This window comes from Nonomuraea aurantiaca (assembly GCF_020215705.1).
In the GTDB taxonomy this organism is placed as follows: domain Bacteria; phylum Actinomycetota; class Actinomycetes; order Streptosporangiales; family Streptosporangiaceae; genus Nonomuraea; species Nonomuraea aurantiaca.
Window position 1 is genome coordinate 407,754 of sequence record NZ_JAIWNB010000001.1, and the last position, 25,523, is coordinate 433,276.

At 70.2% G+C, this 25,523-nt stretch carries 21 protein-coding genes; 9 read left to right on the forward strand and 12 right to left on the reverse strand.

What is annotated here, in order from left to right; translation table 11 throughout:
- The first annotated feature begins 37 nt into the window (after window positions 1-37).
- Both LDL49_RS01915 and LDL49_RS01920 read left to right on the forward strand, forming a co-directional pair.
- The gene (locus tag LDL49_RS01915) at window positions 38-2,146 is read left to right on the forward strand and encodes a M6 family metalloprotease domain-containing protein (RefSeq protein ID WP_225289104.1); all 2,109 of its coding nucleotides are present in this window, start codon (window positions 38-40) and stop codon (window positions 2,144-2,146) included.
- A 71-nt stretch (window positions 2,147-2,217) separates the two neighbouring features.
- Window positions 2,218-4,740, forward strand: coding sequence for an ATP-binding protein (locus LDL49_RS01920; protein WP_225289105.1), 2,523 nt, complete (start codon window positions 2,218-2,220; stop codon window positions 4,738-4,740).
- On the opposite strand, the gene LDL49_RS01925 is transcribed toward LDL49_RS01920, so the two are convergent.
- Entirely contained in the window at window positions 4,741-5,613 is an 873-nt protein-coding gene (locus LDL49_RS01925) for a hypothetical protein (RefSeq protein ID WP_225289106.1), read from the reverse strand.
- 65 nt (window positions 5,614-5,678) lie between these two features.
- On the opposite strand from LDL49_RS01925, the gene LDL49_RS01930 reads away from it, so the two are divergent.
- Window positions 5,679-6,470, forward strand: a complete 792-nt coding sequence (locus LDL49_RS01930) for a tyrosine-protein phosphatase (RefSeq protein ID WP_225289107.1) — start codon at window positions 5,679-5,681, stop codon at window positions 6,468-6,470.
- Window positions 6,471-6,758: 288 nt separating this feature from the next.
- Here LDL49_RS01930 and LDL49_RS01935 read toward each other — a convergent pair whose 3' ends face one another.
- Together LDL49_RS01935 and LDL49_RS01940 are read right to left on the reverse strand one after the other, a co-directional pair.
- On the reverse strand, window positions 6,759-7,820 hold the full coding sequence (locus LDL49_RS01935; protein ID WP_225289108.1) for a Gfo/Idh/MocA family protein: 1,062 nt from the start codon (window positions 7,818-7,820) through the stop codon (window positions 6,759-6,761).
- Between the two features lie 114 nt (window positions 7,821-7,934).
- The gene (locus LDL49_RS01940) at window positions 7,935-8,834 is read right to left on the reverse strand and encodes a proteasome assembly chaperone family protein (RefSeq protein WP_225289109.1); all 900 of its coding nucleotides are present in this window, start codon (window positions 8,832-8,834) and stop codon (window positions 7,935-7,937) included.
- Between the two features lie 85 nt (window positions 8,835-8,919).
- Here LDL49_RS01940 and LDL49_RS01945 point away from each other — a divergent pair, with 85 nt between their 5' ends.
- Together LDL49_RS01945 and LDL49_RS01950 are read left to right on the forward strand one after the other, a co-directional pair.
- A complete protein-coding gene (locus tag LDL49_RS01945; RefSeq protein WP_225289110.1) occupies window positions 8,920-9,321 on the forward strand; it encodes an ankyrin repeat domain-containing protein in 402 nt (133 codons plus the stop codon).
- A gap of 154 nt (window positions 9,322-9,475) precedes the next feature.
- Complete coding sequence (locus LDL49_RS01950; RefSeq protein WP_225289111.1) at window positions 9,476-10,396, forward strand: terpene synthase family protein; 921 nt, start codon at window positions 9,476-9,478, stop codon at window positions 10,394-10,396.
- Here LDL49_RS01950 and LDL49_RS01955 read toward each other — a convergent pair.
- Complete coding sequence (locus tag LDL49_RS01955; protein ID WP_225289112.1) at window positions 10,393-12,504, reverse strand: ATP-binding protein; 2,112 nt, start codon at window positions 12,502-12,504, stop codon at window positions 10,393-10,395. The genes LDL49_RS01950 and LDL49_RS01955 overlap by 4 nt on opposite strands.
- A gap of 121 nt (window positions 12,505-12,625) precedes the next feature.
- On the opposite strand from LDL49_RS01955, the gene LDL49_RS56545 reads away from it, so the two are divergent.
- Window positions 12,626-12,751, forward strand: a complete 126-nt coding sequence (locus tag LDL49_RS56545) for a hypothetical protein (protein WP_263654453.1) — start codon at window positions 12,626-12,628, stop codon at window positions 12,749-12,751.
- 385 nt (window positions 12,752-13,136) lie between these two features.
- Here LDL49_RS56545 and LDL49_RS01960 read toward each other — a convergent pair whose 3' ends face one another.
- The 3 genes from LDL49_RS01960 to LDL49_RS58135 form a co-directional block, all read right to left on the reverse strand.
- Window positions 13,137-13,988, reverse strand: a complete 852-nt coding sequence (locus LDL49_RS01960; protein WP_225289113.1) for an ABC transporter permease — start codon at window positions 13,986-13,988, stop codon at window positions 13,137-13,139.
- 131 nt (window positions 13,989-14,119) lie between these two features.
- Entirely contained in the window at window positions 14,120-16,972 is a 2,853-nt protein-coding gene (locus LDL49_RS01965) for a CocE/NonD family hydrolase (RefSeq protein WP_225289114.1), read from the reverse strand.
- Between the two features lie 47 nt (window positions 16,973-17,019).
- Window positions 17,020-17,427, reverse strand: coding sequence for a PaaI family thioesterase (locus LDL49_RS58135; protein ID WP_225289115.1), 408 nt, complete (start codon window positions 17,425-17,427; stop codon window positions 17,020-17,022).
- An 82-nt stretch (window positions 17,428-17,509) separates the two neighbouring features.
- On the opposite strand from LDL49_RS58135, the gene LDL49_RS01975 reads away from it, so the two are divergent.
- Window positions 17,510-18,793, forward strand: coding sequence for a cytochrome P450 (locus tag LDL49_RS01975; protein WP_225289116.1), 1,284 nt, complete (start codon window positions 17,510-17,512; stop codon window positions 18,791-18,793).
- Window positions 18,794-18,888: 95 nt separating this feature from the next.
- Window positions 18,889-20,076, forward strand: a complete 1,188-nt coding sequence (locus LDL49_RS01980) for a hypothetical protein (RefSeq protein WP_225289117.1) — start codon at window positions 18,889-18,891, stop codon at window positions 20,074-20,076.
- Here the strand turns inward: LDL49_RS01980 and LDL49_RS58140 are convergent.
- A complete protein-coding gene (locus LDL49_RS58140; protein WP_225289118.1) occupies window positions 20,034-21,059 on the reverse strand; it encodes a CopD family protein in 1,026 nt (341 codons plus the stop codon). The two genes, LDL49_RS01980 and LDL49_RS58140, sit on opposite strands and share 43 nt — an antisense overlap.
- On the reverse strand, window positions 21,056-21,649 hold the full coding sequence (locus LDL49_RS01990) for a copper resistance CopC family protein (protein ID WP_225289119.1): 594 nt from the start codon (window positions 21,647-21,649) through the stop codon (window positions 21,056-21,058). The genes LDL49_RS58140 and LDL49_RS01990 overlap by 4 nt, the downstream gene beginning before the upstream one ends.
- A gap of 115 nt (window positions 21,650-21,764) precedes the next feature.
- Here LDL49_RS01990 and LDL49_RS01995 point away from each other — a divergent pair, with 115 nt between their 5' ends.
- Entirely contained in the window at window positions 21,765-22,523 is a 759-nt protein-coding gene (locus LDL49_RS01995) for a class I SAM-dependent methyltransferase (protein ID WP_225289120.1), read from the forward strand.
- A 6-nt stretch (window positions 22,524-22,529) separates the two neighbouring features.
- Here the strand turns inward: LDL49_RS01995 and LDL49_RS02000 are convergent, their stop codons facing one another.
- From LDL49_RS02000 to LDL49_RS02010, 3 genes are all read right to left on the reverse strand, one after another.
- Window positions 22,530-23,495 carry an AurF N-oxygenase family protein gene (locus LDL49_RS02000; protein ID WP_225289121.1) on the reverse strand — a complete coding sequence of 322 codons (966 nt, stop codon included), beginning with the start codon at window positions 23,493-23,495 and terminating at the stop codon, window positions 22,530-22,532.
- A 66-nt stretch (window positions 23,496-23,561) separates the two neighbouring features.
- Entirely contained in the window at window positions 23,562-24,161 is a 600-nt protein-coding gene (locus LDL49_RS02005) for a TetR/AcrR family transcriptional regulator (protein ID WP_225289122.1), read from the reverse strand.
- An 11-nt stretch (window positions 24,162-24,172) separates the two neighbouring features.
- Window positions 24,173-25,522 (reverse strand): sensor histidine kinase, encoded by a 1,350-nt coding sequence (locus tag LDL49_RS02010; protein WP_225289123.1) that lies wholly within the window; start codon window positions 25,520-25,522, stop codon window positions 24,173-24,175.
- Between the last annotated feature and the right edge of the window lies 1 nt (window position 25,523).

Sequence of the window (25,523 nt, forward strand, 5' to 3'; positions counted from 1 at the left end):
CGGTGATCTCCGTCAACTTCGTCTATAACGTCGATCCGTGATTGCCCCCAAGAAGCTGCTGAAAGGTCTGCTGGCGGCCCTCGTGCTGATTCCGATGAGCCTTGTGGCGACCCCGGCTTCCGCAGCACCCCCCACAGACGATCCCGAATACCCCTGGCGGCAGAACCACTGGCCGCAGACCCAGCCCTGGCAACAGGACGCGCCTTCGGACGCCCAGTCGCTGCGCAGCCGCTCGGTGGGCGGCATCGAGCCGATCGACCCGCAGAACTGGGAGAACCCCGACCACATGACGTGGGCGGACTACAAGAAGGTGCCGGGCACCCGCTGGAACGACCCGGCCGTCAAGGGCTCCAAGCGCACCTTCAAGGGCGCGCTGGTGCTCCTGGACTACCCGAACCAGCCGTTCGTGGTCACCCAGCCCAAGGGCTCGACGATCTACCGCAACCCGAGCGCCGAGGCCCACGACATCCCGCGCGACCAGGTGGCGAAGTTCTACCAGGACTTCCTCAACACCCCGAACGACCTCAACAAGGGTCACACCATCCACGAGTACTGGATGGAGGACTCGGGTGGGCGTTACGGGGTCGAGCTGACCGGCTTCGGCCCGTACACCATGCCGGGCAAGGACCACGAGTACGCCATGGAGTTCCAGGGCGGCACCGCCTGCCCGGCGGGCGACTCCTGCGACAAGAGCCTGCGTACCGACGGTCACGCCGCGTTCATCGGCGCGATCGGCGAAGAGGCGGCCAAGCAGTTCGACTTCATCTTCTACGTGAGCGCCGGCCAGGACGAGTCGTCCACCTGGCAGGAGTTCGGGATGATGAAATTTCCCACCAAGGAGGACGTGACCGACGAGTGGGGTCCGCCCGACCCCGCCCTGCCGAACTGGGCCCAGACCCGCTACGTCGACTGGACCTCCTGGCAGGCCGGCTCCAACTTCTGGCCCAACGCCAACATCGGCGTCGACTCCGTCCAGGCCGAGAGCTCCGGCATGGCCGTGTACGCCCACGAGTTCAGCCACATCCTGGGCGTACTGGACAACTACAACAACCCGTACGGTGTCCCGGCCCGCCGCGCCTACACCGGCATCTGGGAGATGCTCAGCCGGGGCAGCTTCAACGGTCCGGGCGGCCCGCACTCCCGCTGGCTGATCCCGCCGACCTCCGGCGCGTCCATGGGCGCCCAGCACATGCTGCGCAACAAGATCAAGCTGGCGATGGTCGACGAGCAGAACGTGCTGCGCCTGTCTCGTGAGGCCCTCGACGAGTCGGGCCTGGTGAAGGCCAGGGTCATCGCCCGCGAGGTGCAGCCGGGCCAGAACGACCTGTCGGGCGTCAACATCTCCTTCGACACCGGCGACAAGAGCCCGGCCTGCAGCACGCAGACCAACCCGCTCTGCGACGGCGGCGGCTACGAGAACTACACGGTCGAGGTCGTCGACCGGGTCGGCACCGACTCCTTCACCCCCGACTCCGGCGTGCTCGTGGCCAAGACCAAGAACCAGGACCGCTCGCCGTTCGAGTGGGTGATCGACGCCAACCCGCAGGACATCGGGATGACCGACTACGTCATGCCCGACGGGACCAAGGTGCCGATCACGATCGGCGACTACCGCCAGCTGTCCGACGCCCTCTTCCACGCGGGCACCGGCTCCGGCAGCCAGTACGAGTACGTCGACCAGGCCAACCGCCTGCACTTCTACGTGACCGACCTGAAGCGCGACCGCAAGGGCACGCTGTCGTACACGGTCGCGATCCGCTCCCTCGACGGCGCGGGCCCGCAGAAGCGCGGCGTCAAGCTGCTGCCCGCGGCCGGGATCCCGGCCGGCAAGGGCGTGTCGACGTGTAAGTTCCCGCTGTTCAACACCGGCAAGGCGGCCCCGGCGCAGGGGACGCACCCCGAGGACGTCAGCGCCTACCTCAACTCCGACGTCTACCGGCTCAAGGCCGAGGTGCAGGGCAAGGGCTGGACCGCCCAACTGCCCAACGCCCTGGCCGCCGTCGACTTCGGCAAGCAGGAGATGGTCGCGGTCAACGCCGTACGCGCCTCGGGTGGTGACCGGCTCGCCAAGGTCAAGCTCACCGCGACGTCGGAGAGCGACCCGGCCAAGACGGTGACGGCCACCTGTCCGGTGATCGGCCTTTAGCGTGAGGGCGGGGTACGGCCTGGCGCGGGCCGTACCCCATCCGCTTGAATCACCCCCGGAGGGGGTGTTCGTTGACAGGGCAGCTGCCGGAGAAGCGGCGTTCGGGGCGTAGGAAGATGCCACTGGCCGCGCCGATCTCGGCGGGCCTCGCGGCCGCGGCGGCCAGCATTCTGGCCGCCTCCGTCGAGTGGGACATCCCGCCCATGGCCAAGGTGGGCGTGACGATGATCGCGGCGCTCCTCGTCGGCCTGACCACCTGGGCCACGACCGAGGCGCGGCCCAAGCGCGAGGTGACGGCCGAGCCGTCCTCGCGTCCGCCGGACCAGTGGCCGCCCGTGCCCGAGCACTTCACCGGGCGCGTCGAGGCGCTGGCCGAGCTGCGGACGGTCTTCGGCGAGCGGCGCAAGTCCAGCGGCGTCTCGCCGCCGCTGGTCGTCTCCGTGTACGGCCGGGGCGGCGTCGGCAAGTCGGCGCTGACGGCCAGGTTCGGGCAGGAGGTCGCCGGCGCGTTCCCCGACGGGCGCCTCTACGCGGACCTGCGGGGCGGCGTCGACGCCCCGGTGCGCCCGGAGGAGGTGCTGATCGGGTTCCTGCGCGCGCTGGGCGTCCGGCTGACCACCGATCCCGGCGGCCTCGACGAGCTGCGCAAGCTCTGGCTGACCTGGACGAAAGACCGCAGGATCCTCATCGGTCTCGACAACGCGCACGGCGCCGACCAGGTCAAGCCGCTGATCCCGGCCGAGCCGGGCTGCGCCGTGCTGGTCACCTCGCGCCAGCCGCTGTTCCTCAACGGCACCTACGACACCCAGCTCGGCGTGTTCAGCGAGGCTCACGGCGTGGAGCTGCTGGCCAGGCTGGCCGGCGGCGAACGGGTGGTCGACGACCTCGCCTCGGCCAAGGAGATCGTCCGGATCTGCGACTACCTGCCGCTGGCGATCAACATCTGCGGCGGCCGGCTGGCCACCCGCGAGCACTGGACGCTGCGGCAGATGGCCGACCGGCTGGCCGACGAGCGCCGCCGCCTCGACCAGCTCGAACTCGCGCAGACCGTCGACAAGAGCGTGCGCGCCTCCGTCCAGCTCAGCTACGACGACTGCACCGGCATGCAGCGTCGCCTGCTGCGCCTGCTGTCCACGCTCACCTCCCCCGACGTGCCCGGCTGGGTGGCGGGCGAGCTGCTCGACATCTCCGGGCTCGACGGCGCCGACCAACTGGAGGCGCTGATCGACGCGCAGCTCGCCGAGAGCTCGGGCGTCGACCAGACCGGCGCCATGCGCTACCGCCTGCACGACCTGGTCCGGCTGTTCGCCACCGAGCTGTCCGAGGAGGACGACCAGGGGCGGCGCAGGGCCGCGATCGAGCGGGTGCTGTCCGGCTACCGCCGCCGCGCGGAGGAGGCGGCCCAGGACCGCTGGCCGCAGGACTGGAGCCGCGGCGGGCGCAGCTCCGGCATTGAGGGGCAGACGCACGCGGGCGACTGGCTCAACGCCGAGCGGCTGTCCCTGCTCGCCATGATCAACCTGGCCAGGAACCTGGAGCTGTGGGAGCTGACCTCGGGGCTGGCCAGGGCGTTCTGCTCACTGTGCCACTCGCTGCGCGCCTACTGGACCGACTGGCACGCCGTGGCCGAGGCGGGCTGCGAGGCCGCGCGGCGCACCGGCGACCGGCGCGCCCTGGGCATCGCGCTGCTCGACCGCGCGGCCGTGCAGGGCGGTCTCGGCGGGCACGAGCAGGGCCGGGTGGGCGCCGAGCAGGCGCTGGAGATCTTCACCGACCTCGGCGAGTCATGGTGGGCGGCCAGGGCGATGCGGACGATCGGCATGGCCCTGTTCAACGACGGCCACCTCGACCGCGCGCAGTCCTACCTGATCGGCGCCATCACCTCGTTCAAGGGCGAAGAGGACTTCTGGTGGATGGCCCGCACCCAGCGCAACCTCGCCGAGATGCGGCTGGCCGAGCGGCGGCCCGAGGAGGCCAGGGAGCTGCTCGAAGACGCCCTTGAGGTGTTCAAGCAGGCGGGCAACCGCTACTCCGAGGCCCAGACGCTGCGGGCCTACGGCGAGGTGCTCGCCGCGCAGGCCCGCGGCCGGCACCGCGAAGGCGAGCACCGGGCCGCCCTGGAGGGCTTCACCAAGGCCGGCTTCAGCCTCGACCGCGCCAGCGAGATGTTCCGGCAGCGGGGCGAGCTGTGGGAGGAGGCCCGCTGCCTGCGCGCCGCCGGTGAGGTCGGCGACCCGTCCAACGGGCTGCGCGAGCTCGACTTCGTCCGGCGGGCGGAGGAGATCCTGGTGGCGCTCGGCGACTCCTGGGGAGTGGCGCGCACCGCGCTGTCGGCCGGGCGGGCGCTGGCCAGGCTGGGCAGGATCGAGGAGTCGGAGCGCGAGCTGCGCCGGGCCGTACACGCCTTCGAGGAGCTCGACGACCGGTGGTGGATGGCGCTCAGCCTGCGTTACTTGGGGGAGACGCACCTCGACTCGGGCGGGCCGCGCGCGGCCGTCGAGCCCCTGACACAGGCCAGGGACATCTACCGCAGCCTCGGCAACGAGGCCGGCATGCGCAGGACGCTGGAGCTGCTCAGGCAAGTGGAGTCCTGATCAGGGGAGTGGAGCTCTGATGAGCTCGCCGGCGGCCTGCCGGGCCTGGAAGATGCTCTCCTCGAACAGCTTGCGCACGTGCGCGGCCTGGTCGGCCAGCTCCCTGATGTGCGTACGGGCCTGCTCGTCGTGGACGGTCTCGGCGATCAGCTGCTGGTAGTCCGGCGTCCGCGCGGCCAGCGCCTCCAGCCGCCGGTGCGCGTGGAAGACCTTGTCCGCCTTGACCACCTGCTTGGCGTACTTCTCCAGGTGGCGTACCCGCCGCGACAGCGACGTCCAGGCGGCGTCCAGCGCGGTGGTGTACGGCTTGAACGCGTCCTCCATGCCGGTGGGCAGGTCACGGGGGATGAGCCGGCCGTGTTCGGCGTGCATGGCCGACAGCTTGGCCAGCCGCTGGGCGATCTGCCACACCTCCTCCGGCAACGTCACCCGATTGTCGATGGTGTCGATCAGCCCTGCCCTGTTCACCTGGGAGTTCAGGATCGCGTCCACGGCGTCCTGGGCGCGGCGCAGCAGCATCTGGCAGGGATAGTCGAGATCTTCGGGTAAGACGTAGTGGGCGGCGTACTCGGAGGCGAGCCGGAGACGCTTTTTTGCCGCCCGGTTCGTCGAGTCCACCGCCATCCACCGCAGCAGCGCGATCAGGCTCATCCCGAGCGCGGCCACGATCGCGCCGCTCGTGTCGGTCACGGCCCAGATCAGCATCAGCAGCGCCGGAAGGACGAGAAGCAGGAGGGGATTGACGGAGGAGCCCATCCGCCGGCCGGTTCTGGCCATGCGAAGGATGTGCGGGCTGGATCGCAGCTGGATGGAGATGTCCGGAGGCAGAGACGGGTCGATCACCAGCCTCGGGGGCAGGGCACGCGGATCCATACCGTTCATGCTGCGTTATGAACCTCGAATCCGCTCATTTTTAAGCGACATATAGGGTCTAATCAATGAACGAGATGACGCGATGGATCGATCTGGAAGGCGCCGTCAACGTGCGCGACCTGGGTGGACTCACCACCCATGACGGCGGCGTCACCCGCTACGGACGGATTTTTCGGGCGGACAATCTCCAAGGGCTCACCGACAAGGACGTGTCCCGGCTGGTCGGCGAGCTCAAACTGCGGCACGTCGTGGACCTCCGCTCCAACGCCGAGGTCGCGCTGGAGGGCCCAGGGCCGCTGACCCGGATGCCCGAGGTGACGCATCACCATCTGACGCTGTTCGCCGAGGGTGGCAGGCACACCGACGTCGAGGCCGACACCATCGACGGCGACCGGGTGCTGCCCTGGCAGGAGCGCCAGCTGGACGAGGACCTGCGGATGACCGGTTTCTACTACGGCTACCTGCGGGACCGGCCCGACGCGGTGGTGGCCGCGCTGCGGGCGATGGCGCTGAACGACGGCGCGGCCGTGGTGCACTGCGCGGCCGGCAAGGACCGTACCGGGGTGCTGTCGGCTTTGGCCCTGGAGATTACGGGCGTCACCCGAGAGGGGATCATCGCCGACTACGTGGCCACCGGGGAGCGGCTGGAGCAGGTGCTGCGGCGGCTGCGGGGGAGCGCCACCTACCGCGACGACCTCGACTCACGACCCGCCGACGACCACATGCCTCGGGCGCGGTACATGGAGCAGTTCCTGTCGGTGCTGGACGAGCGGTTCGGCGGGCCGGCGGCGTGGCTGGAGTCTCACGGGTGGACGGAGACCGACACGGAGGCGATGCGGTCCCGCCTACGCGAGTAGGCGCCTCCGGCGCCGTCTTCGTCCGTCCCCCGACGGGGGCGTCCTTCCGTGAGACCTCTGCCACGACGGGCCAGCTTTGTCCGTTCTTCCGGAGGGGGTCGCTCTCCTGGGGACGCCTTCTTCGACGGGCCGGCTTTGTCCGTTCTTCCGGAGGGGGTTACCTTCCGGGGGCCTTTGCCTCGACGGACCGGCTTCTTCCGCTCTCCCGGAGGGGGTATCCCTCCCGAAGGACCCCAGCCACAGCGGACCGTCACAGGGGATCGAGACGTCGTGTGACGGACCCCGGTATTAGGTCCTTTCAGCCGCACTCTCCTGTAGCTGGACGACGACGCGCTCGGTCGCCGACAGGCGGGCCGCCTCGATGACGGCCAGCGCGTCGATCACGCTGTCAGGGCTCACCGGCGGCGGCGTGCCCGCGCGCAGGCAGGACTCGACGCCGCGGTAGAAGTCGAGGTACACCCCAGCCTCGGTGCGGACCGCGGTCTTGTCGTCATCAGTCCCGACGAGCCCCCACATCGCCTCACTCTCCTCGCCGAACCCCGGCGAGTCAGGCGAGATCCCGGCGCGCAGCCGTTCCTCCTGCACGTCCATCCCATACTTGACGTACGCCCCCCGCGACCCGAGCACCCGAAACCGCGGCCCCGCCTGAGCGGCCAGCGCGCCGGCCCACAGGTGCGACCGGGCGCCACTGGCGTGGGACAGCGCGATGAACGTGTCGTCGTCGGCCGCCACCCCCTCGCGCCGGATGTCGCTCTCCGCGTAGACGTCGCGCACCGGGCCGAGCAGCTGCAGCGCCTGGTCGACCAGGTGGCTGCCCAGGTCGTAGAGCAGGCCGCCGACCTCCTCGGGGCCGCCGGTCTCGCGCCAGCCGCCCTTGGGCACCGGCCGCCAGCGCTCGAACCTGGACTCCAGGCGCAGCACGTCGCCGAAGCGGCCTTCTCCGGTAAGCCGTCTCAGGGTGCGGAAGTCGCCGTCCCAGCGCCGGTTCTGGAAGACGGTCAGCATCAGGTCGCGCTCGGCCGCCAGTCGTACGAGCTCGCGGGCCTCCTCGGCGGTACGGGCCAGGGGCTTGTCGACCACGACCGGCTTACCGCGGGTGAGCGCTTCGGTGGCCACCGATACGTGGGTCTTGTTCGGCGAGGCGACGACCACGAGGTCGCAGCGGTCCCATAGCCCGGCCAAGTCGGGCACGGGAACCGCGCCGTAGCGGGCCGCCACCTCGTCGGCTCGCGCCGGGTTTCCGGTGACGACAGCGGACAGCCGCAGGCCGGGTGTGGCGTGGATCAGGGGCGCGTGGAAGAACGCGCCCGCCGTGCCGTACCCGACCAAACCGACCTCGATCTCGCTCATCGGCCCAGCGTAACGCGAGCCCCCACCGCCCTCTCCCGGCGCGGTGGGGGTCTCCCGCCATGCGCGGTCAGGCGTACGGCGGACTCTCCGTCCCGTGGGCTGCTGCTGCCGCTACTACTCGTCGTCCCGTTCGGCCAGGAAGCGTTCGAACTGGGCGGCGAGTTCGTCCCCGGTGGGCATCGGGGTGGCCTCGGCGATCAGGTTCTCGCGATCGGAGCCGCTCGAGAACGCGTCGTACTGCTGCTCAAGGCCGCTGATGGCCGTGGACAGCTCGGTCGACGCCTGGATCTGCTCCTCGATCTCGGTCGTGGTGCGCTGGGCCGCCTCGCGCAGCGCGTCCAGCGGGAAGAGCAGGCCGGTGCCCCGCGTGACCGCCTCCAGGGCGGCGACCGCGGCGTGCGGGTATTCGGCCTGCGACAGGTAGTGCGGCACGTGGACCGCGTAACCCAGCGCGTCGTGCCCCTGGGAGCCGAGCCGGAACTCGATCAGGGCGGCCACGCTGGCCGGCACCTGGACCCGGCCGAAGGAGCTGGTCTGGGCGTTGATCAGCTCGGGACGGCTGGCGTGCATGGTGATGCCGAGCGGCCGCGTGTGCGGGACCGCCATCGGGATGCCGTGCAGGGTGACTATTTTGCTGACCTTCAGCTGGTCGATGAGGGCGCCGACCGCCCGGGTGAACAGCTCCCACTCACGGTCCGGCTCGGGTCCGCTCATCACCAGGAAGGGGGTGCCGGTGGCGTCCTTCGCGGCGTAGACGGCCAGCTCGGGGCTCTCGCACTCGACCCATCTGTCGGTGTCGAAGGTCATGATGGGCCGCCGCGAGCGATAGTCGAGGAGGCGGTCCACGTCGAACGTCGCCACAGTCCGGTGCTCCAGCTCAGCCAGCAGGTGGCCCAGCGCGAGGCGCCCGGCACCACCGGCGTCGACGAAGCCGTCGAAGTGGTACAAGAGCACGGGATCGGCCAGCTCGGGCGCATCTTCTGCGAGCTTGTAGAGATCCGTCGGGTCGAACACGGTTGGACAGCCTTTCCCTAGGTACTCTCTCCAGAACCTACGACGAGCCGCAACGATTCCGTGCAAGGCACCCTATCGAGGCAGAATGGTGGACATGGACCAGGATCCGGAGCTCGAAGAGTTCGCCACGCGGATGTTCGACCTGGCCAGGGCGGGCGACACGGAGACGTTGCGCGCCTACGTGGACGCCGGGGTTCCGGCAAATCTCACCAATAGCAAAGGTGACACTTTGCTGATGCTTGCGGCTTATCACGGTCACGCCGCGACCGTCAGGATGCTCGCCGAGCTGGGCGCTGATCCTGGACGAGCGAACGACCGTGGCCAGACACCTCTGGCGGGTGCCGTGTTCAAGAAGGAGTCTGCCGTGGTCAGAGCGTTGCTCGACGCGGGCGCGGATCCGGCGGCCGGAACCCCCTCGGCGGTGGACACGGCGCGGATGTTCGCGAACGACCAGTTCCTTGAATGGTTCCGGCAAATCGGCAAATAGTGCGAAATATGGCGAAATGTCCGGGAAGTTATCGAGTGTGGCCTTTCGAACAGTCCATCGTCATGCTGTGAGTGTGGTTACTTCTGCGCACTCCTTCAGTAGGCGACCGCTTCGCATCCCTCCACTGCCATGCCCGTTCCCGAACGAGATCAACGTGCACGCCACAGAGATCGACTCGGAAAGCCACGCATGGCTGGCCGCCTCGCACATGCTCACCGGAGCCGACACGATCGAGCACTTCCGGCGCTCGAAGATCGGCCTCCTCGCCGCGCGTACCAACCCCACCGTGCCGCGGGACAGTCTCAGGCTGATCAACGACTGGTACAACTGGCTCTTCGCGTTCGACGACGCGTTCTGCGAGGGCGAGCTGATGGGACACCGGGCCTCTGCGCTGGCCCGCGCCCTTCCGCCGCTCCTCGAGATCCTCGACGGCCGCAAGGAACCGGACGTCACCGACCCCTTCGGGCTCGCCTTGAGCGAGCTGCTCCACCGAATCTCGGACACCGCCACCCCCGCTCAAGTGGACAGGTGGCGCATCACGGTAAAGGAGTACCTCTTCGCCCAGATCTGGGAGGCGGCCAACCGCGAGGTCGACCTGATTCCCACGCCCGAGGACTACGTGCTCATGCGCCGCATCACCGGGGCCACGTACACCTGCCTCGCGCTCATCGACGTGGGTGGCGGTTACCGGCTGGAAGCGGAGGAATGGCACCATCCGGACGTGCGCGCGCTCTCCGATCTCGCCTGCGACCTCATCGGCTGGGACAATGACCTGCTGTCGTACGCCAAGGAGCGAGGCAACGACAAGGCCCGGCACAACCTCGTCACGGTGCTGGCCACGCACAAGACCCTCACGCTGCAAGAGGCGCTGCAAGAAGTGGCGAACATGCACAACGAAGCCATCGCCGCCTTCCTCGACAGGCGCGCGGCGCTCGACCACTGGGCCTCGTTACCGGTGCACAAGTATGTGCGCGGTCTCGAACACTGGGTGCGCGGGCACATCGCGTTCTCGCTCGGCAGTGCCCGCTACGTCCACGCCTGGCCGACCGGCACGTGCTGGCCGCAGGCCGTCTAGTCGAGATCTCCTGGGGCGTCCAGCTCGCCGAGCGCGAGCGCGGACGCCTCATCGAGATCGAGCCGTGTGCCCTCGTCGAAGGCGTTCTTGTAGGAGTCTTCGCCCATCACCTTCTGGCACTCCTTGACGCACTGCTCATGGTCGCTGGTGAGGAACGGCGCGCCGAGCATCGGCAGGCCGGCCGTCTTCCAGTTCTGATGGAGCGCGCCGAGCAGGCGCGCGGCGAGCGGCGCCTGGTCCATGACGGCGAAGATCCGGGCTGTGGTCTCCAGCACCAGCAGCGTGCCGAGCGTGTCGTGGAAGTGGCGCTTGATCCGCAGCCCCTCACGCGCACTCTGCAGCGCGTCCTCGGCCCGGCCCGTCGCCAGCCGGGTGATGGACAGCGACCACTGCGCGTAGGAGCTCAGCCACAGCTCGCCGCGTTCCCTGCACACCTGGAGGCAGTCCTGCAGCAGGGACTCGGCCTCGTAGAGCTCACCTTGCGCGGACAGCACCAGCGACAGCTCGACGATGGCCGGCAGCAGGCCCGGGTTGAGCTCCTTGTTGTCGGTGTTGAACTCGATCGCCACACCCAGCAGCGCGCTGGCCTTCTGCAGGTCGCCCTGCAGCAGGGCCGCCGTCCCCTGCATCTTGGAGGCGAGGATGACCGCCTTGGAGTCGCCGACCCTGACCGCCTCGGTGCTGCACTGCTCGGCCGCGGCCAGCGCGCCGGCGCTGTCGCCCTGGCCGCTGCGTACGTAGGAGAGCACCCAGAGAGCCTTGCAGCGCTGCTTGCTCACTCCCGGGTTGGCCTGCAGAGCGCGTTCCAGATAGAGCCGGCCTTCGCGTACGAAACCGCAGCAGACCCACATGAACCACAGCGACGACAGCAGGGTCAGCGCCAGGACGGACTCGCCGGGCGACCGCAGCGCGTGCTCAAGGGCCACGCGCACGTTGTCATGCTCCTGGCGCATGCGGACGAACCAGTAGATCTGCCTCGGCCCTGACCAGGCGTCCTCGCTGCGCTGCGCCAGGCTCAGGTAGTACTCCAGATGCCTGTGCCGCATCTGCTCGGTCTGCCCGAGCTTGTCCAGCCACTCCTCGCCGTACTCCGCCAGCGTGTCGATGAGCTTGTAGCGGACGCCGGCGTGATTGCTCCTGATCAGCAGGATCGACTTCTCCACCAGCCCGGTGACCAGGTCGGTGATGTCCTCGGACGGCAGCCGGTCATCGGCGCACACGAACCTGGCCGCGTCGAGCTCGAAGTCGCCCGCGAACACCGACAGTCGCGCCCACAGCAGCCTCTCCGCCGGTTCGCACAACTCGTGGCTCCATCCGATCGCCGCGCGCAACGTCTGATGGCGCGGTAGTGCCGTACGACTGGCGCCCGCCAAGAGGCTGAACCGGTCGGCCAGCAACCCCAGGATCTGGTCGACCGACAGCGCCCGCAGGCGTACGGCGGCCAGCTCGATCGCCAGCGGAATGCCGTCGAGCCGGCGGCACAGCTCGGCCACCGCCCCGATGCTCTGCTCGTCGAGCACGAAGTCGGGCATCACCGCGCCGGCCCGAGCCCCGAACAGCTGCACCGACTCGTTGGTGAACAGGCTCTCGGTCGGATCGTCGCCCGGCACCTGCAGCGGCGGGACGGGCACCACGTGCTCGTAGGGCAGGTGCAGCGACTGGCGGCTGGTGGCCAGCACCTTCAGGTTGGGGGCGCGCTCCAGCAACTCCTCGACCAGCTCGGCGCAGCCCTGCACCAGATGCTCGCAGGTGTCGATGATGAGCAGCATGTCCCGATCGCCGACCCACTCCGAGAGCGACTCGGACTCGGTCCGCGACGACTGGTCGGCGATGCCCAGCGCCGACGCGATGGTGTGCTTGACCATCCCGGCGTCCTGCAACCGGGCCAGGTCGGCGAACCAGACGCCGTCCTCGTACTGGGAGCGGATCTGGTGCGCCAGCCGGAGCACCGTGCGGGACTTGCCCACACCGCCGATGCCCGTGACCGTCACCAGCCGCGACTCGGCGAGATGTCGCTTGAGGTTGGCGAGCAAGCGGGTCCGCCCCACGAAGCTGGTCAGCTCCGACGGCAGATTGCCTTCTCGCCGCCAGCCGGTCGGGGTGGCCATGGGCGACCTCACGGGGGATAGGCGACACCTGCCCTGGCATCGTACCCTCGGGGCCCTTCGCCGTACGGGATAAGCGGCGCGGGCCGGGAATGGGTTTGTCCCTCTGAGTAGCATGTATACCGTGAGTGAATTCCTCCCGGAGCAGACGGACGACGATACGGACCTCGGCTGGGGCGACTGGCGCGACTCCCAGGACGCCGACCCGGACTCCTTCTACCTGGACGACAAGCCACCTCACTGGGGGTGACCGTCCGTCAGGCACCGTTGGACACCTTCAGGCGCGGTTAGGTCGGGCAGGCCAGACACGGGACAGTCCCGCAGCAGGCCGCCTTCCTCATACGCCAGAAGTCCGTCACCGGCCAGAATCCGGTTGGCGTAGACGCCCGCCACCGAAGGGGCTTGCTCGAGCGAAGGCGTTTGCCATTGAAGGGGCTTGCGTGATCGGGGGCGTTCGCCACTGACGGGGTCGCGCCACTGAAGGAGCCGCGCGATCGAGGGCGTCCGCCACCGAAGGGCCTGCACAACCGAAGGGGCCTAGACCACTGAAGGGGCCTTGAAGGGACCGCGCCACCGAAGGTGGACAGCTCCGGTGGCGGTGGCGGGGACTGGACCTGTGTGCAGCGGCGGACGTCTTAGCTGACCACGTCCTTGCGGCGGAAGCGGCGGAACGCCACGGCGATCAGGATGGCCGCGTACGTCACCGACACCGACGCACCCTTGGCCATGCCGCTCCAGTCGAGCTCCGGTGCGATGGCGTCCAGCCAGGCCGTGTTCCAGAAGGTCGGCAGGAACTCCCGCAGCGACCCCAGCGCCTCCACGGCCTGCAAGATGGTGCTGATGATCCACAGACCCACCGCCCCGCCGACCGCGCCCAGTGGTGAGTCGGTCATCGTGGAGATGAGGAACGCCAGCGCCGCCACCACCAACTGGCTCACCAGGGCGTAGCCGATCACGATGCCGAAGCGCGGCAGCACGTCGAGCGCCGGGATCGTCTCACCCGTGCCGGGCACCTGGATGTCGTGCCAGCCGAACGCCAGTGTGCCGGCCAGCAGCGCCATCAGGGGCAGGCAGATCACCGCCGCCGCCGAGTAGCCGAGCGCCACGATGATCTTCTGTCGCAGCAGCCGGTCACGCGGCACCGGCGCGGCCAGGAGGTAGCGCAGCGACGACCAGCTCGCCTCGCTCGCCACGGTGTCGCCACAGAACAGGGCGACGGCCACCACCAGCAGGAAGTTGGCCGACACCGACAGGGCGAACGCCGCGAAGTTGAGCCCGCTGGCCGTCGCCAGGTCGGAGATGCGCAGCGCCGACTGCTGCTGCCCGCTGGACTGCGGGCCGAACTGGAAGGCGATCACCAGGATCCACGGCAGCGCGAGCAGCAGCCCGAACATGACGAGCGTGCGCCGCCGCTTGAACTGCCTGACGATCTCGACCCGCAACGGCAACGTCCGGCGGGGTGCGTAGCCGGTCGCCGACCGGGTCATGGACGTGGTTGTGGAGCCTGTCGCGGCCCCTGGCCCGGTCAAGGCCGCGGTCCCGGTCGCCGGCCCAGCCCTGGTCCCGGTCGCCGGTCCGGTACCTGGTCCGTTCGCGGTCCCGTTCGTGGAGCCGTGGGTCACGACTTCTCTCCGATGAGGTCGAGGAACACGTCTTCGAGGCGCGGCCCATGTCCGTTGGTGGAGGTGGCGGCACTGAGCAGCACCGACACCGGACCCGCCGACACCAGACGGCCTCTGTGCATGACCACGACGTGGCTGCACGTCTGCTCGACCTCCGCCAGGAGGTGGCTGGAGACGATCACCGTACGGCCGTCACGGGCATAGCGCTTGAGCACCTCGCGCATCTCCCTGATCTGGGGTGGGTCGAGGCCGTTGGTGGGTTCGTCGAGGACGAGCAGGTCGGGCAGCCCGAGCATGGCCTGGGCGATCGCCAGCCGCTGCCGCATGCCCTGCGAGTAGGTGCGTACGGCCCGCTCCAGCGCCTTGCCCAGATCCGCGATCTCCAGCGCGTCGTCGAACCGGGCGTCGGCGGTGGGGCGGCCGGTGGCGGCCCAGTAGAGCTCGATGTTGTCGCGGCCGGACAGATGCGGCAGGAACCCGGGTCCCTCGACGAACGATCCGAGCCTGGACAACACGGGCGCGCCGGGCGTCACCCGGTCGCCGAAGATGCGGACCTCACCGGCGTCGGGCTGGATGAGGCCCATCATCATGCGCATCGTGGTCGTCTTGCCGGCGCCGTTGGGGCCGAGCAGGCCCAGCACCTGACCGCGCTCGACCCGGAACGACAGGTCGTCCACGGCCAGCTCACCGTTGCGGTACGCCTTGGTGAGGCCACTGATCTCCAACGGCACCTCTTCGCCGGACACGGGCTCCACTTCCCCCGGTACCAGCCCCGCACCGGACGGATCGCCGTCCTTCACGAAGACGCCGGATCCGCCGTTGCCCTGGACGGCGGCGGCCTGCCCGTCGTCCTTCACGATGGCGTCGGACCGGCCGTCGTCCCGCTGGGCGGTGGCGGCGTGACGGTCGTCCTTCGCGATGGTGTCGGATCGGCCGTTGTCCCGCTGGGCGGTGACGGTGCGGGCGTCGTTCTCCGCGAGCACGTCGTCCGGGCTGACGTCCTGCTGGGCGGTGGTGGTCCGGCGGCGGTCTCGTACGGTGAGGATCCGGCGGCGGGACGGGGTCCGGCCGGTGGCCAGGATGAGGGCGGCCAGTGCGATGGCGGCGAGCGGCATCGCCCACACCCACCACGCCACCCCGGTCGTGGGCGCGGCCAGCGCGGACACCGTCGGTACGGCCAGGGCGGGTGCGGCCAGGCCGACCCGGTAGGAGGCCGGCTCGACGGGGGTCGCGTAACCCATGTCGGTCGTCGTCACCGCCAGCCGCAGCCGGTGCCCCACCGCGAAGCGGTAGTCGACGGCGGGCAGCGTGACCGTGGTCTCCACGCTGTCGGCGCCGTCCGGGACCGTCACGCGCAGCGGCGAGACCAGGCCGGCGGGCAGGTTGGGCGGCTGCGCGGTGTCGGCCACGTCATAGACCTTGGCGAACAGCGTCACCTGGCCCTTGCCGTAGACCTTCAGCTTGACCGAAGGGCTGCCGGTGAGCTGGAGCGGTGCGGTGAGCGGTGCCGACTCGAAGACGGCCACCTGGCCGGGCATATCGAGCCCGACACTGAGGTTGGTCGCGCCGCCGCCCCCGCCGAGCAGGCCGCTGACGCCGGGCACCGTGGAGATGGAGGCGGGGGAGCCGCCGGGCGGGTTGGCGATGTTCTGCTCGGGGCCCTTGAGCGTGACCGTGGTGGTGGCGGTGCCGCCGAGGCCGGGGTAGGCGGTGGACTCGGGGTGGAGCCTGATGCGCTGGCGGGTGCCGGGGTCGCGGCCGCCGTCACGGGTCACGGTGAACCGCTCCGGGACCGGTGAGCCGTCACCCTTGAGGTAGTGGCCGAACCAGCCGGCCGTCTGGTCGTAGAGCCAGTCGGCCTCGCCGTTGCCGCCGTCGTGGCCGCCGTCGAACCAGGCCAGGCTCACCGGCGTGCCCGCGGCGGCGATCGCCTTGGCGTTGGCGTCGGCCTGGCCGAGCGGGAACAGCGAGTCGCGCTGCCCCTGGATGAGCAGCGTCGGCGCCTTGATACGGCCGGCCACCGTGACCGGGCTGGACTTGCGCAGCAGCTCGATGGCCTGCGGCGTGGCCCGCCCGGTCTTGGCGACCTGCTGGTACATCTCGCAGACCGCGGGCAGGAACCTGCCGCACCTGGCCTGCTCGGCCGTCAGCGGCACACTCTGCTGACTGAGCGCGCCGAGTCCCTGAGCCGCGCCGAGCCCCTGGGCCGCGCCGCCGCCCTGGACCGGGGCGCCGCGGCCGAAGAAGTAGCCCGCCCACATGCGCTTGAACACGCCGTTGGCCGGACCCTGGCCGCCCCCGTCGGGGAACAGCGCGTCGGCCAGGTCGGCCCAGGTGATCTGCGGCACGATCGCGTCCACGCGGCTGTCATAGGCGGCCGTCATCAGCGCGATGGCGCCGCCGTACGAGCCGCCCGCGATGCCCACCCGCGGGTCGCCGGGCGCGTCGAGCCGGACCTCGGGCCGCTTGGCCAGCCAGTCGATGAGCTGCTTGACGTCCTTGACCTCGTAGTCGGCGGAGTTGAGCGCGATCTCGCCGGTCGAGCGGCCGAAGCCGCGAGCCGACCAGCTCAGCACCGCGTAGCCGTCCTGCACCAGCCGCAGGGCCTGCTGACGCACGCTCTGCTTGCTGCCGCCGAACCCGTGCGCGAGCAGCACGACCGGAGCCTTCCCGCCACCCGCGGCGGGGAAGAACGTCGCGTCGAGCTCGACCCGCTGGTCATCGGCCGGCCCGTCGACGACGGCGATGCGCTGGTCGAGGCCCCTTGCCTCGGAGGCGGACGGCCACACCAGCCACGTCACCACCCCCGCGAGGGCGAGCACCGCGACCAGCGCGGCCACACGTTTCATGTGGTTGAGCCTACTTTCCGGACCTGAGAAACCCCTGAGACAGTGGATCAGCCCAAGATCGCGTAGACCGTGGACGCCCGCGCGGCCGGCTCGGCCGCCCCGTCGGCCGTCAGCGTCACGTCGGAGAAGGCCAGCGTCCGGCCGAGTTTGGAGATGCGTACGTCGATGAGCACGTCCTTGCCCGTCACCGGCCGCTGGAACGTCGTCGACTGCTGCACCGTCGTCATCGGCACGAACCCACCCCTGGCCGAGGAGATCGCGATGACCGTGGCCGTGTCGGCGGCGGCCATCATGGCCTGGCCGCACAGGCCGCCGCCCTCTCTGGCCAACGCGTCGGACCAGGGCAGGCACACCACCGCGTGCCGCTCACCCAGCTCCCGCACGCGCAGCCCGAGCTGCTGGATCCAGGGCGCGAAGTAGTCGCGCAGAATGGCCTCACCGTCTTCTGGAGTCACCCGCCCATCATGCAGGCTGGCAAGCATGAGCGAGGAGACGCGGCGAGAGCCTGTGGATAACGTTCCGCCACGGACGCCGCCTGTGGAAAAGCCGCCCCTGAGTGAGGTCTTTCTGCCGTCCACGTACGCGCACGCCGTCCCGTACGACCTCTACGACCGGCTGCGGCGGGAAGCCCCAGTCTGCCGGATTCCGGAACCGGCCGTGGGCCCGTGGCGCGAGGGACCCGGCTACTGGGGCGTGTTCCGGCACGCCGACGTCAAGCACGTGCTGCGCGCCGCGGACGACTTCTCCTCGCACCTGGGCGCCACGCAGATCCGTGACCCCGACACCCCCGCCGACCTGGCCTTCGTGCAGGCGATGATGCTGAACACGGACCCGCCGGACCACTCCCGGCTGCGCAGGATCGTGGCGGCCGCCTTCACGCCGCGCGCGGTGCGGGCGCTGGAGCGGACGATCGCCGAGCGGGCCGCCTCCCTGTTCGCCGCGGGCGTGTGCGACTTCGTGGAGGTCGCCGCCGACCTGCCCGTCTGGACGCTCGCGCACGTCATGGGCGTGCCGGACGAGGACAGGCGGCTGCTGTACGACTGGGCGTCCCGGGTGATCGGCTACCAGGACGCCGACTACGCGGGGCTGTCCACGGCCGACGCCGAGTCGCTCAGCCCGATGGGCCGCCTCGCCACCGCCTCCCGCCCGCGGCTCGGGCCCGGGGTGAACCCCCGCTCCCGGGCGGCGTTGGCGGACATGTTCGCGTACGCGCACGCGCTGGCCAAGACCACCCACGGCGAGTCGGTCATGTCGGCCATGAGGGACGGCGGCCTGACCGAGGCGGAGTTCGAGAACATGTTCTTCCTGTTCGCCGTCGCCGGCAACGAGACGCTGCGCAACGGCATTCCCGGCGGCCTGCTCACCCTCCTCGAACACCCCGCCCAGCTGGCCCGGCTGCGCGCCGACCCCGTCCTGCTCGGCTCGGCGGTGGAGGAGATGCTGCGGTTCTGGCCTCCGGTGATGGACTTCCGCCGTACGGCCACCCGCCACCTCACGCTCGGCGGCCGGAGCATCCGCGCGGGCGAGAAGGTCGTCGTCTACCACGCCTCCGCCAACCGTGACCCGTCCGTCTTCGCCGACCCCGACCGGTTCGACGTCGCCCGCACCCCGAACGACCACGTCAGCTTCGGCTTCGGCCCGCACTTCTGCCTCGGCGCCCACCTGGCGCGCGTCCAGTTCCGGGCGGTCTTCGCCGAGTTGCTCGCCTGGGACGTCGAGCTCGCGGGGGCGCCCGTCCGTCTCACGTCCAACTTCCAGAACGGGCTCAAACACCTGCCTGTACGGCTGAGCCGCCGAGGAAAGCCGTTGACCTCCGCCTGACTATGCGCACAGGTCTCGAAGTCAAGGGATGGCGAGCCGGATGACGAGGGACATACGCGTATTGCTCCGGAAGAAGGCATCGTAAGATTTCCGCCGTGAAGGCTCCCGCAATCATCAAGTCCGCCGCCGACTGGGCCCTGCCGCACTGGACCCGCGGGCAGGCGGGGCGCGAGACGCCGCCCGACCTGTTCAGGGTTCTCTACTACGGCTGGCTGGTGGCGTTCACGTTCAAGGTGCTCGGCGCGACCTGGGACGTCTCCTGGCACTTCAAGTGGCTGCGCGACGACCTGGCGCCGCCCCACCTGCTCAACTCCGTCGGCACGGCCCTGGCCCTCGCGCTGACCGTGATCCACGGCTACACCGGCTTCGGCGTGGACAAGGCGGCGCTCCGGCTGATCCAGTGGGGCACCGGCATATTCCTCGTCGCGGTGCCGCTCGACCTGATCAACCACCGGGTCAACGGCCTGGACATCACCTCGTGGAGCCCGTCTCACCTCATGCTGTACGGGGGCTCGTTCTTCATGATCGCCGGGGTGATCCGCGGCTGGTTCATGGGCGCGCCGCCCGGCAGGGAGCGCACGGTCATGCTGGGCGCGTTCTTCGCGTTCTTCCTGGAGAACGTGCACTTCCCCGAGCAGCACCAGGAATACGGCATCCTGTCGATCGGCGCCTGGGACAACCACGCCATCTACGCCGAGCCCATCCTGCTGCGGTTCGCCGCCGACCAGATGGGCCGTCCGGTCGACCGGGTGATGATGACCAACTTCACCCTGCCCGTGCCGGACTTCCTCTATCCGGTGTACGCGGTGGTCGTCGGCGTGACCGTGCTGGTCGTGGCCCGGATGATGATCGGCAGGTTCGGGGCGGCGACGCTGGTGGCCGGTTCCTACCTGGCGTTCAGGACGGTGGCCTGGCCGTTGCTGACGTTCACCAATTTCCCGCCGTCCGCGCTTCCGTACTTCCTGGTGGCCGCCGGTATCTGCGTGGATCTCGTGTTCGCCGTACGGCTGCCCACGCGGGGTCTGGCGCCGGTGCGCGCGGTGCTCGGGGCGGCCGTGGCGACGGCCGTCGTCTACGGCGCGCTGACCGCGCAGAGCTCGATCATGGGAACGGTGTACGGCGCGCTGAAGGGGCAGACCGGCCTGCTCGGCGCGCCGCCCCTGGTCCCGTCGTCGGCCGTGTGGGCGGGGGTGGGATTGATGATCGCCTGGCTGGTCTGCGAGTGGCTCGCGACGCGGCGTCAGCCGATCGAGGCCCGGGTGATCGCGACCGCCACACCGTAGGCCATCCCCATCAGGGCGACCTCGGCGGCCACCCAGCCGACCACCGCCGTGGGCTCGGCGCGGCGGATCAGCGGCAGCAGCCGGAACCTGATGTTGCCGGCCAGCGGCACCAGCAGCGCGGTGAGCGTCAGCTTCACGACCACGAGCACCCCGTAGTGGCTGGTCACGATGGCGCCCGGCAGCTCCACGCCGGGCGTCAGCGCCATCGTGCCGAGCCCGGTGATCAACCCGGACAGGCCGACCAGCAGCAGGCAGACGGTCGCCATCCTGGAGAAGCGCGGCAGCGCGGCGGCCAGCAGCGACGGGCGCGGCGCGACGAACACCGCCGTCGCCACCAGGCCGCCCGCCCACGCCGCCGCGCCCATCACGTGCGTCTCCATCGCGATCATGATGGGGTCGTGCCAGACGGAGTTGACCGCGTGACCGGTCACCGGAATCGGCAGCAGGCCGAACAGCGCCACGATGATCCGAAGCTCGGCGGGCACCTTCTCGCCGAACCGTACGGCCATCAGCCCGATGCCCGCCGCCACCAGTGCGCACGCGGCGCTGAACAGCAGGCCCTGGCCGGTGCCGACGCCGTCGACGTAGGCGGCGATCATGCCGACCGTGGGCAGGCCGCCCGGGTTCAGCTCGGCCGTCTGGAACACGATCGTCAGCAACGCGCAGACCGCCCACACCCACGCGGCGGTGACGGTGAGCGGCCGCGTCCTGCGCAGGACCGGCTCGGTCAGCTCCGGCGCGTCGAAGCCGAGCAGCTTGGGCACCAGGCTCAGCCCCACCACGGCCACGGCCGCCAGATCGAGCAGCACCCGTACGATCGGCAGCCCGTACGCCACGACCGGCCCCGGCATCGGGATGCCCGGCACCGCCTCCTGGGCGGTGAACGTGCTGGCCACCACGGCGGCGACGACCGCGCACACCGCGAACGCGCCGACCACCCACCGCCCGCCGATCCGCTGCCCAGGGGGCGCGGTGATCGTCACGCGCCGGCCCCCTCACTGTCGCGCCTCTCGCTGTCTGCTGGCGCCGGGGTGCGGGCGCGGCGCAGGGACACGGCCGTGCCGGCGGCCAGCACCAGCAGCGCCCCCACGATCCAGACCACGGCCATCCCCGCCCCGCCGTTCGCCGCCGCCTCGGCGGCCTCGGCTCCGGTGTCCCCGGTGCCGCCCTTGACCGCGTCCTGTGTCGGAGCGCCCTCCTGTACGGCCGTGGCGCCCGCCGCGAGGGTGAAGCCGATCTTCCCGGTCACCGGATGTCCGTCGGCCGACAGGATCCGATAGCCCACCACATAGGCCCCGGCCGTCCGCAGCGGCTTGACCTTGATCGACACCTTCTCGGCGGCGACCTCGGCCGATCCGTCGGCCCACGCCGTGCCGTCGGCCCCGGTCACGCCCACCTGCGCGTATCCCTGGCGTACCGCCTGGTCGAACACGAGCGTGATCCGCGCGGGCGCGGCGCTCAGCGTCGCCCCGTCCTTGGGGTCGCTGCCGACCAGCACGTTGTGCGCTCGCGCCGGGAGGGCGACGCCCACCCCGGCGAAGGCGAGCAACAGGATCACGACCAGCCGTCTCACCGAACACGTAAAGTCTCGTCGCCGGGTGAGCCGGTGAACCGTGCCCCTCAACGCGACCTCCTCATCACCCTCTAAGGAGAGTGGACGCCAAACAGAACCCGAATATCGTCTCACCATGACGAACCTGTTCGGCGGCGCCGCCCCCTTCTACGCCAAGTACCGGCCCGGACACGGGGAGGAGGCGATCGGCTGCCTGGCACGGGCGTTCGGCCCCGACAGCCGGGTGTTAGACCTCGGCTGCGGCCCCGGCACGGTGGCGATCCCGCTGGCGGGGGCCGTGCGCGAGGTGATCGCCGTGGACCCGGACGCGGGCATGCTGGCCGAGGGCAGACGCGTCGCCGCCGGCACACCGAACATCCGCTGGCTGAGCGGCGACTCCACGACATTGGCCGCCCTGCCGCCCTTCGACGACGTCGTCATGGGCAGGTCCTTCCACTGGATGGACCGCAGAGCCGTACTGGCCGAGCTGGACCTGCTGCTGCCGCCGGACGGGGCGGTGGCCCTGATCGGACCCTCCCGCGACCCGGCCGAGCACCCGTGGGAGCCGGTCGTGCGGGAGGTGCGGGCCGAGTTCGCGATGAGTGAGCTCACGGCGGGCAACTCCTTCCAGGCCAGCGGGGAGCACCATGACGACGTGCTCGCGGACTCGCCGTTCGACCGGCTGGAGTCGAGCCTGTTCGAACAGCGGCTGACCTGGGACCTCGACACCGTGATCGGGCTGCAGCTGTCGTACTCGTTCACCTCTCCCGACAGGCTCGGCGGCAGGGTGGCGGAGTTCACCGACGCGGTCCGGCGGGTGCTCCTGGCCGCCAACCCGTCGGGCCTGTGGGAAGAGCGGGCGATCACCGAAGTGCTGGTCGCCCGCCGCTCCTGAAACCTCTCAGGCCCAGATCCCCATGGCCTGCCAGATCGGTCTGGTGAGCGCGTTCACCAGACCGATCTCGGTGCACAGCTCGCGGGTCTTGCCCACCGAGTCGCGGATCTCCTGCTTGGCCGCCGGGTTGCGCAGGTACACCTCGGTCACCACGTCACGCGGAATGGCGAACCGCCTGATCATCGGCCCCGGTGGCGCCAGCATGATCCTGGCCATGATCCCCAGGATGATCGGCGAGGCGACGCCCAGCATGAGGCGCCGGTAGTGCGGCATCCTCGGCACCCGGTTGCGCAGGTAGTGCCGGGCGAAGGAGATGTGCCTGGCCTCCTCCGCGATGTGGATGCGCATGATCGTCTCTTCGAGCGGGTGGCGGACCCGGTCGTCCTTGAGGAGCTTGCGCTGGACGTGGTCGATCGGGTCCTCGCCGCCGAGCACGAACACGAAGAACAGCTCGGTCGAGATCAGCGGGATCCAGGGCGCGACCTGGGCGAGCAGGCTGAGCGGCCCCGGCATGCCGCGCACCGGGAGCTCCGTCCGGTTGACGAACTCCTGGAACATCATCCCGTGATGTCCCTCTTCGATGGTCTCGTGGTAGACGTAGCGGAATTCGGGTGAGCCGTTCGGCAGCCGGTAGGCGTAGTTGAGCAGGCCGCGCTTGAGCAGGTTCTCGAACTGCAGCCCGATCTTCATCGCCGTGGCCAGCCGCCACAGCCCGATCCTGGCCCGCGTCTCGGGGGAGCGGCTCCGGTACCACGGATGGGCGCCGAGCTTGTCCACCCCGGGCAGCTCCCAGCGAGGATCGGTCTGGTCGACGAGGAACTCCGGATCCTCCCAGGGGATGTCCTTGTACGGCTCCCAGTGCTTGTCGACCGACGCCTTCGACAGGCGCTGGATGACCGCCTCGTAGGCGCTCCGGTCGGCGACCCGCTCGTCGGTCTCCCTGGCGGTGGTAGAGCTCGGTGCGCGTGTCATCGCCTGCTCCTCTCCTCGCCCGGTAATTGTACGAAGCATCCAATAAGAGGGGAAGAGTGACGCCGATCACAGGTCGTCCGGGTTCAGGCCGACCTCGGCGGCGGCCGTCGCGCGGAGGAGCCGGGTGGCCCAGCGGCGCGACACGACCTTGGGGTGCACGTGGATCTGGATGGCCAGCCCGTCGAGCAACGCGAAGATCCGCCAGGTGGACTCCTCGGGATCGGGGCAGACGAAGTCGCCCGACGCCACGCCGGCCTCGATGATCCCGCGCAGCAGGGTCCTGCCCCGCAAGTCGAGCCGTCGCGCGGTCTGCTCCAGCTCCTTGTTGCGCATGGACTCCGACCAGGCGTCGATCCACAGCCGCCAGCCATCGGCCGAGCCCGCGGGGGAGGAGCGGCGCAACAGCGCGCGCAGCCGCTCGGGCGGCGTGCTCGGCGAGCGCTCGATGGCGTCCAAGGTGTCGAGATGCAGCCGGGCGGCATAGGCGAACGCCTGCGCGAACAGCTCGTCCTTGGTCTCGAAGTGGTAGAACAGCAGCGCCTGGCTCACGCCGGCGGCTCTGGCTATGTCAATCGTCCGGGTATGCCCGAACCCCTGCTCGGCGATCACTTCGCAGGCCGTCTTCAGTAAATCTTCGCGCCGTAATCGGCTGAAACCCCGTGTCACAGCGGGCCACTTTAACTACTAGCCCGGGGGATTTGTAGGACAAACCGGGCACCGGTGTCGGAATCTTCGACGGTGAGAGTACCACCGTGTGCCCTGGCGATCTCACGGGCGATGGGCAGCCCGAGTCCCGTGCCCCCCGCGTCGCGGTTGCGTGAGGCGTCCAGCCGGGTGAACCGGCGGAAGACGTTCTCGCGCTGGTCCGGTGCGATGCCCGCGCCGTCGTCCAGGACCTCCAGTACGCCCCAGCCGTCCCGCTCGTCGACGGTCACGGTGATCGTGGACTCGGCGTGCCGCTCGGCGTTGTCGAGCAGGTTCGCCAGCAGGCGGGTCAGGCGGAGCGGGTCACCGGTCACCACCACCGCCGGACGCAGGTCCAGCTCCACGAGCTTGCCGGGTGGACGGCGCGCCAGCTCCTCCTCGACCAGCTCGGCCAGGTCCACGTCGGCGCCGAGGCCGGGCGCGCCCGCGTCGAGCTTGGCCAGCGTCAGCAGGTCGGTGACGATGGCCTGCAGCCGGTCGAGGCTCGACAGCAGTGCTACGGCGGTCCGCGGCCAGTCGGCCTCGTCCGGATGGAGCATGGCCTCCTCGAGCTGGGCGCGCATCGCGGTGAGCGGGGTGCGCAGGTCGTGCGAGGCGTCGGCGGCGAACCTGCGCTCCTGCTGGACCGCGTGCTCCAGCCGGTCGAGGGTCTGGTTCACGGTCCGGGCGAGGTCGTCCAGCTCGTCCCGGTGCGGCAAGGGCGGCACCCTGCGGCCCAGGTCTGTGGCGGTGATCTCGGCCAGCTCGGTCTTGATGGCCGTGACGGGCCGCAGCGCCCTCGCCACCGTGGTCCTGGCCACGTACGCCGTGATCGCGGAGAGCAGCAGCACGGCGAGCAGCACGGCCACCACATAGAGCGGGCTGATGTACCAGGGGACGGTCGGGACGTAGGCGCAGACCGTCCAGAACGCCGACCCGACCGGTACCCGGTAGCCCACGACGATCAGGCATTTCGCGCCCGGCACCTGGTCGGTGCAGACGGTGGCGTCCAGCCGGTTGTCGTCGCCCGTGAAGGTGTTCCTGATGAGCGGCGGATAGCCCAGCAGCCGAGGGCTGGCCTGGCGTACCGTGCCGCGGTCGTCGATCACCTGGATGAGGTCGACGTCCTCGGTGGCCGTCACCGGCCGCATCCGATCCGGCGCGGACCGCTGGACGCCGGCCGCGACCCGTCGCGCCGCGCTGGACGCGTGCTCGGTCTGGTACCCGGTGAGCACGCTGTGCGCGAGCGGTGTGATGAGCACCGCGGTGACGAAGTAGCCGACCAGCGTCGACAGCAGGGCGGCCACCGTCATCCGGCGCCGCACCGACCACCTGGCGAACACC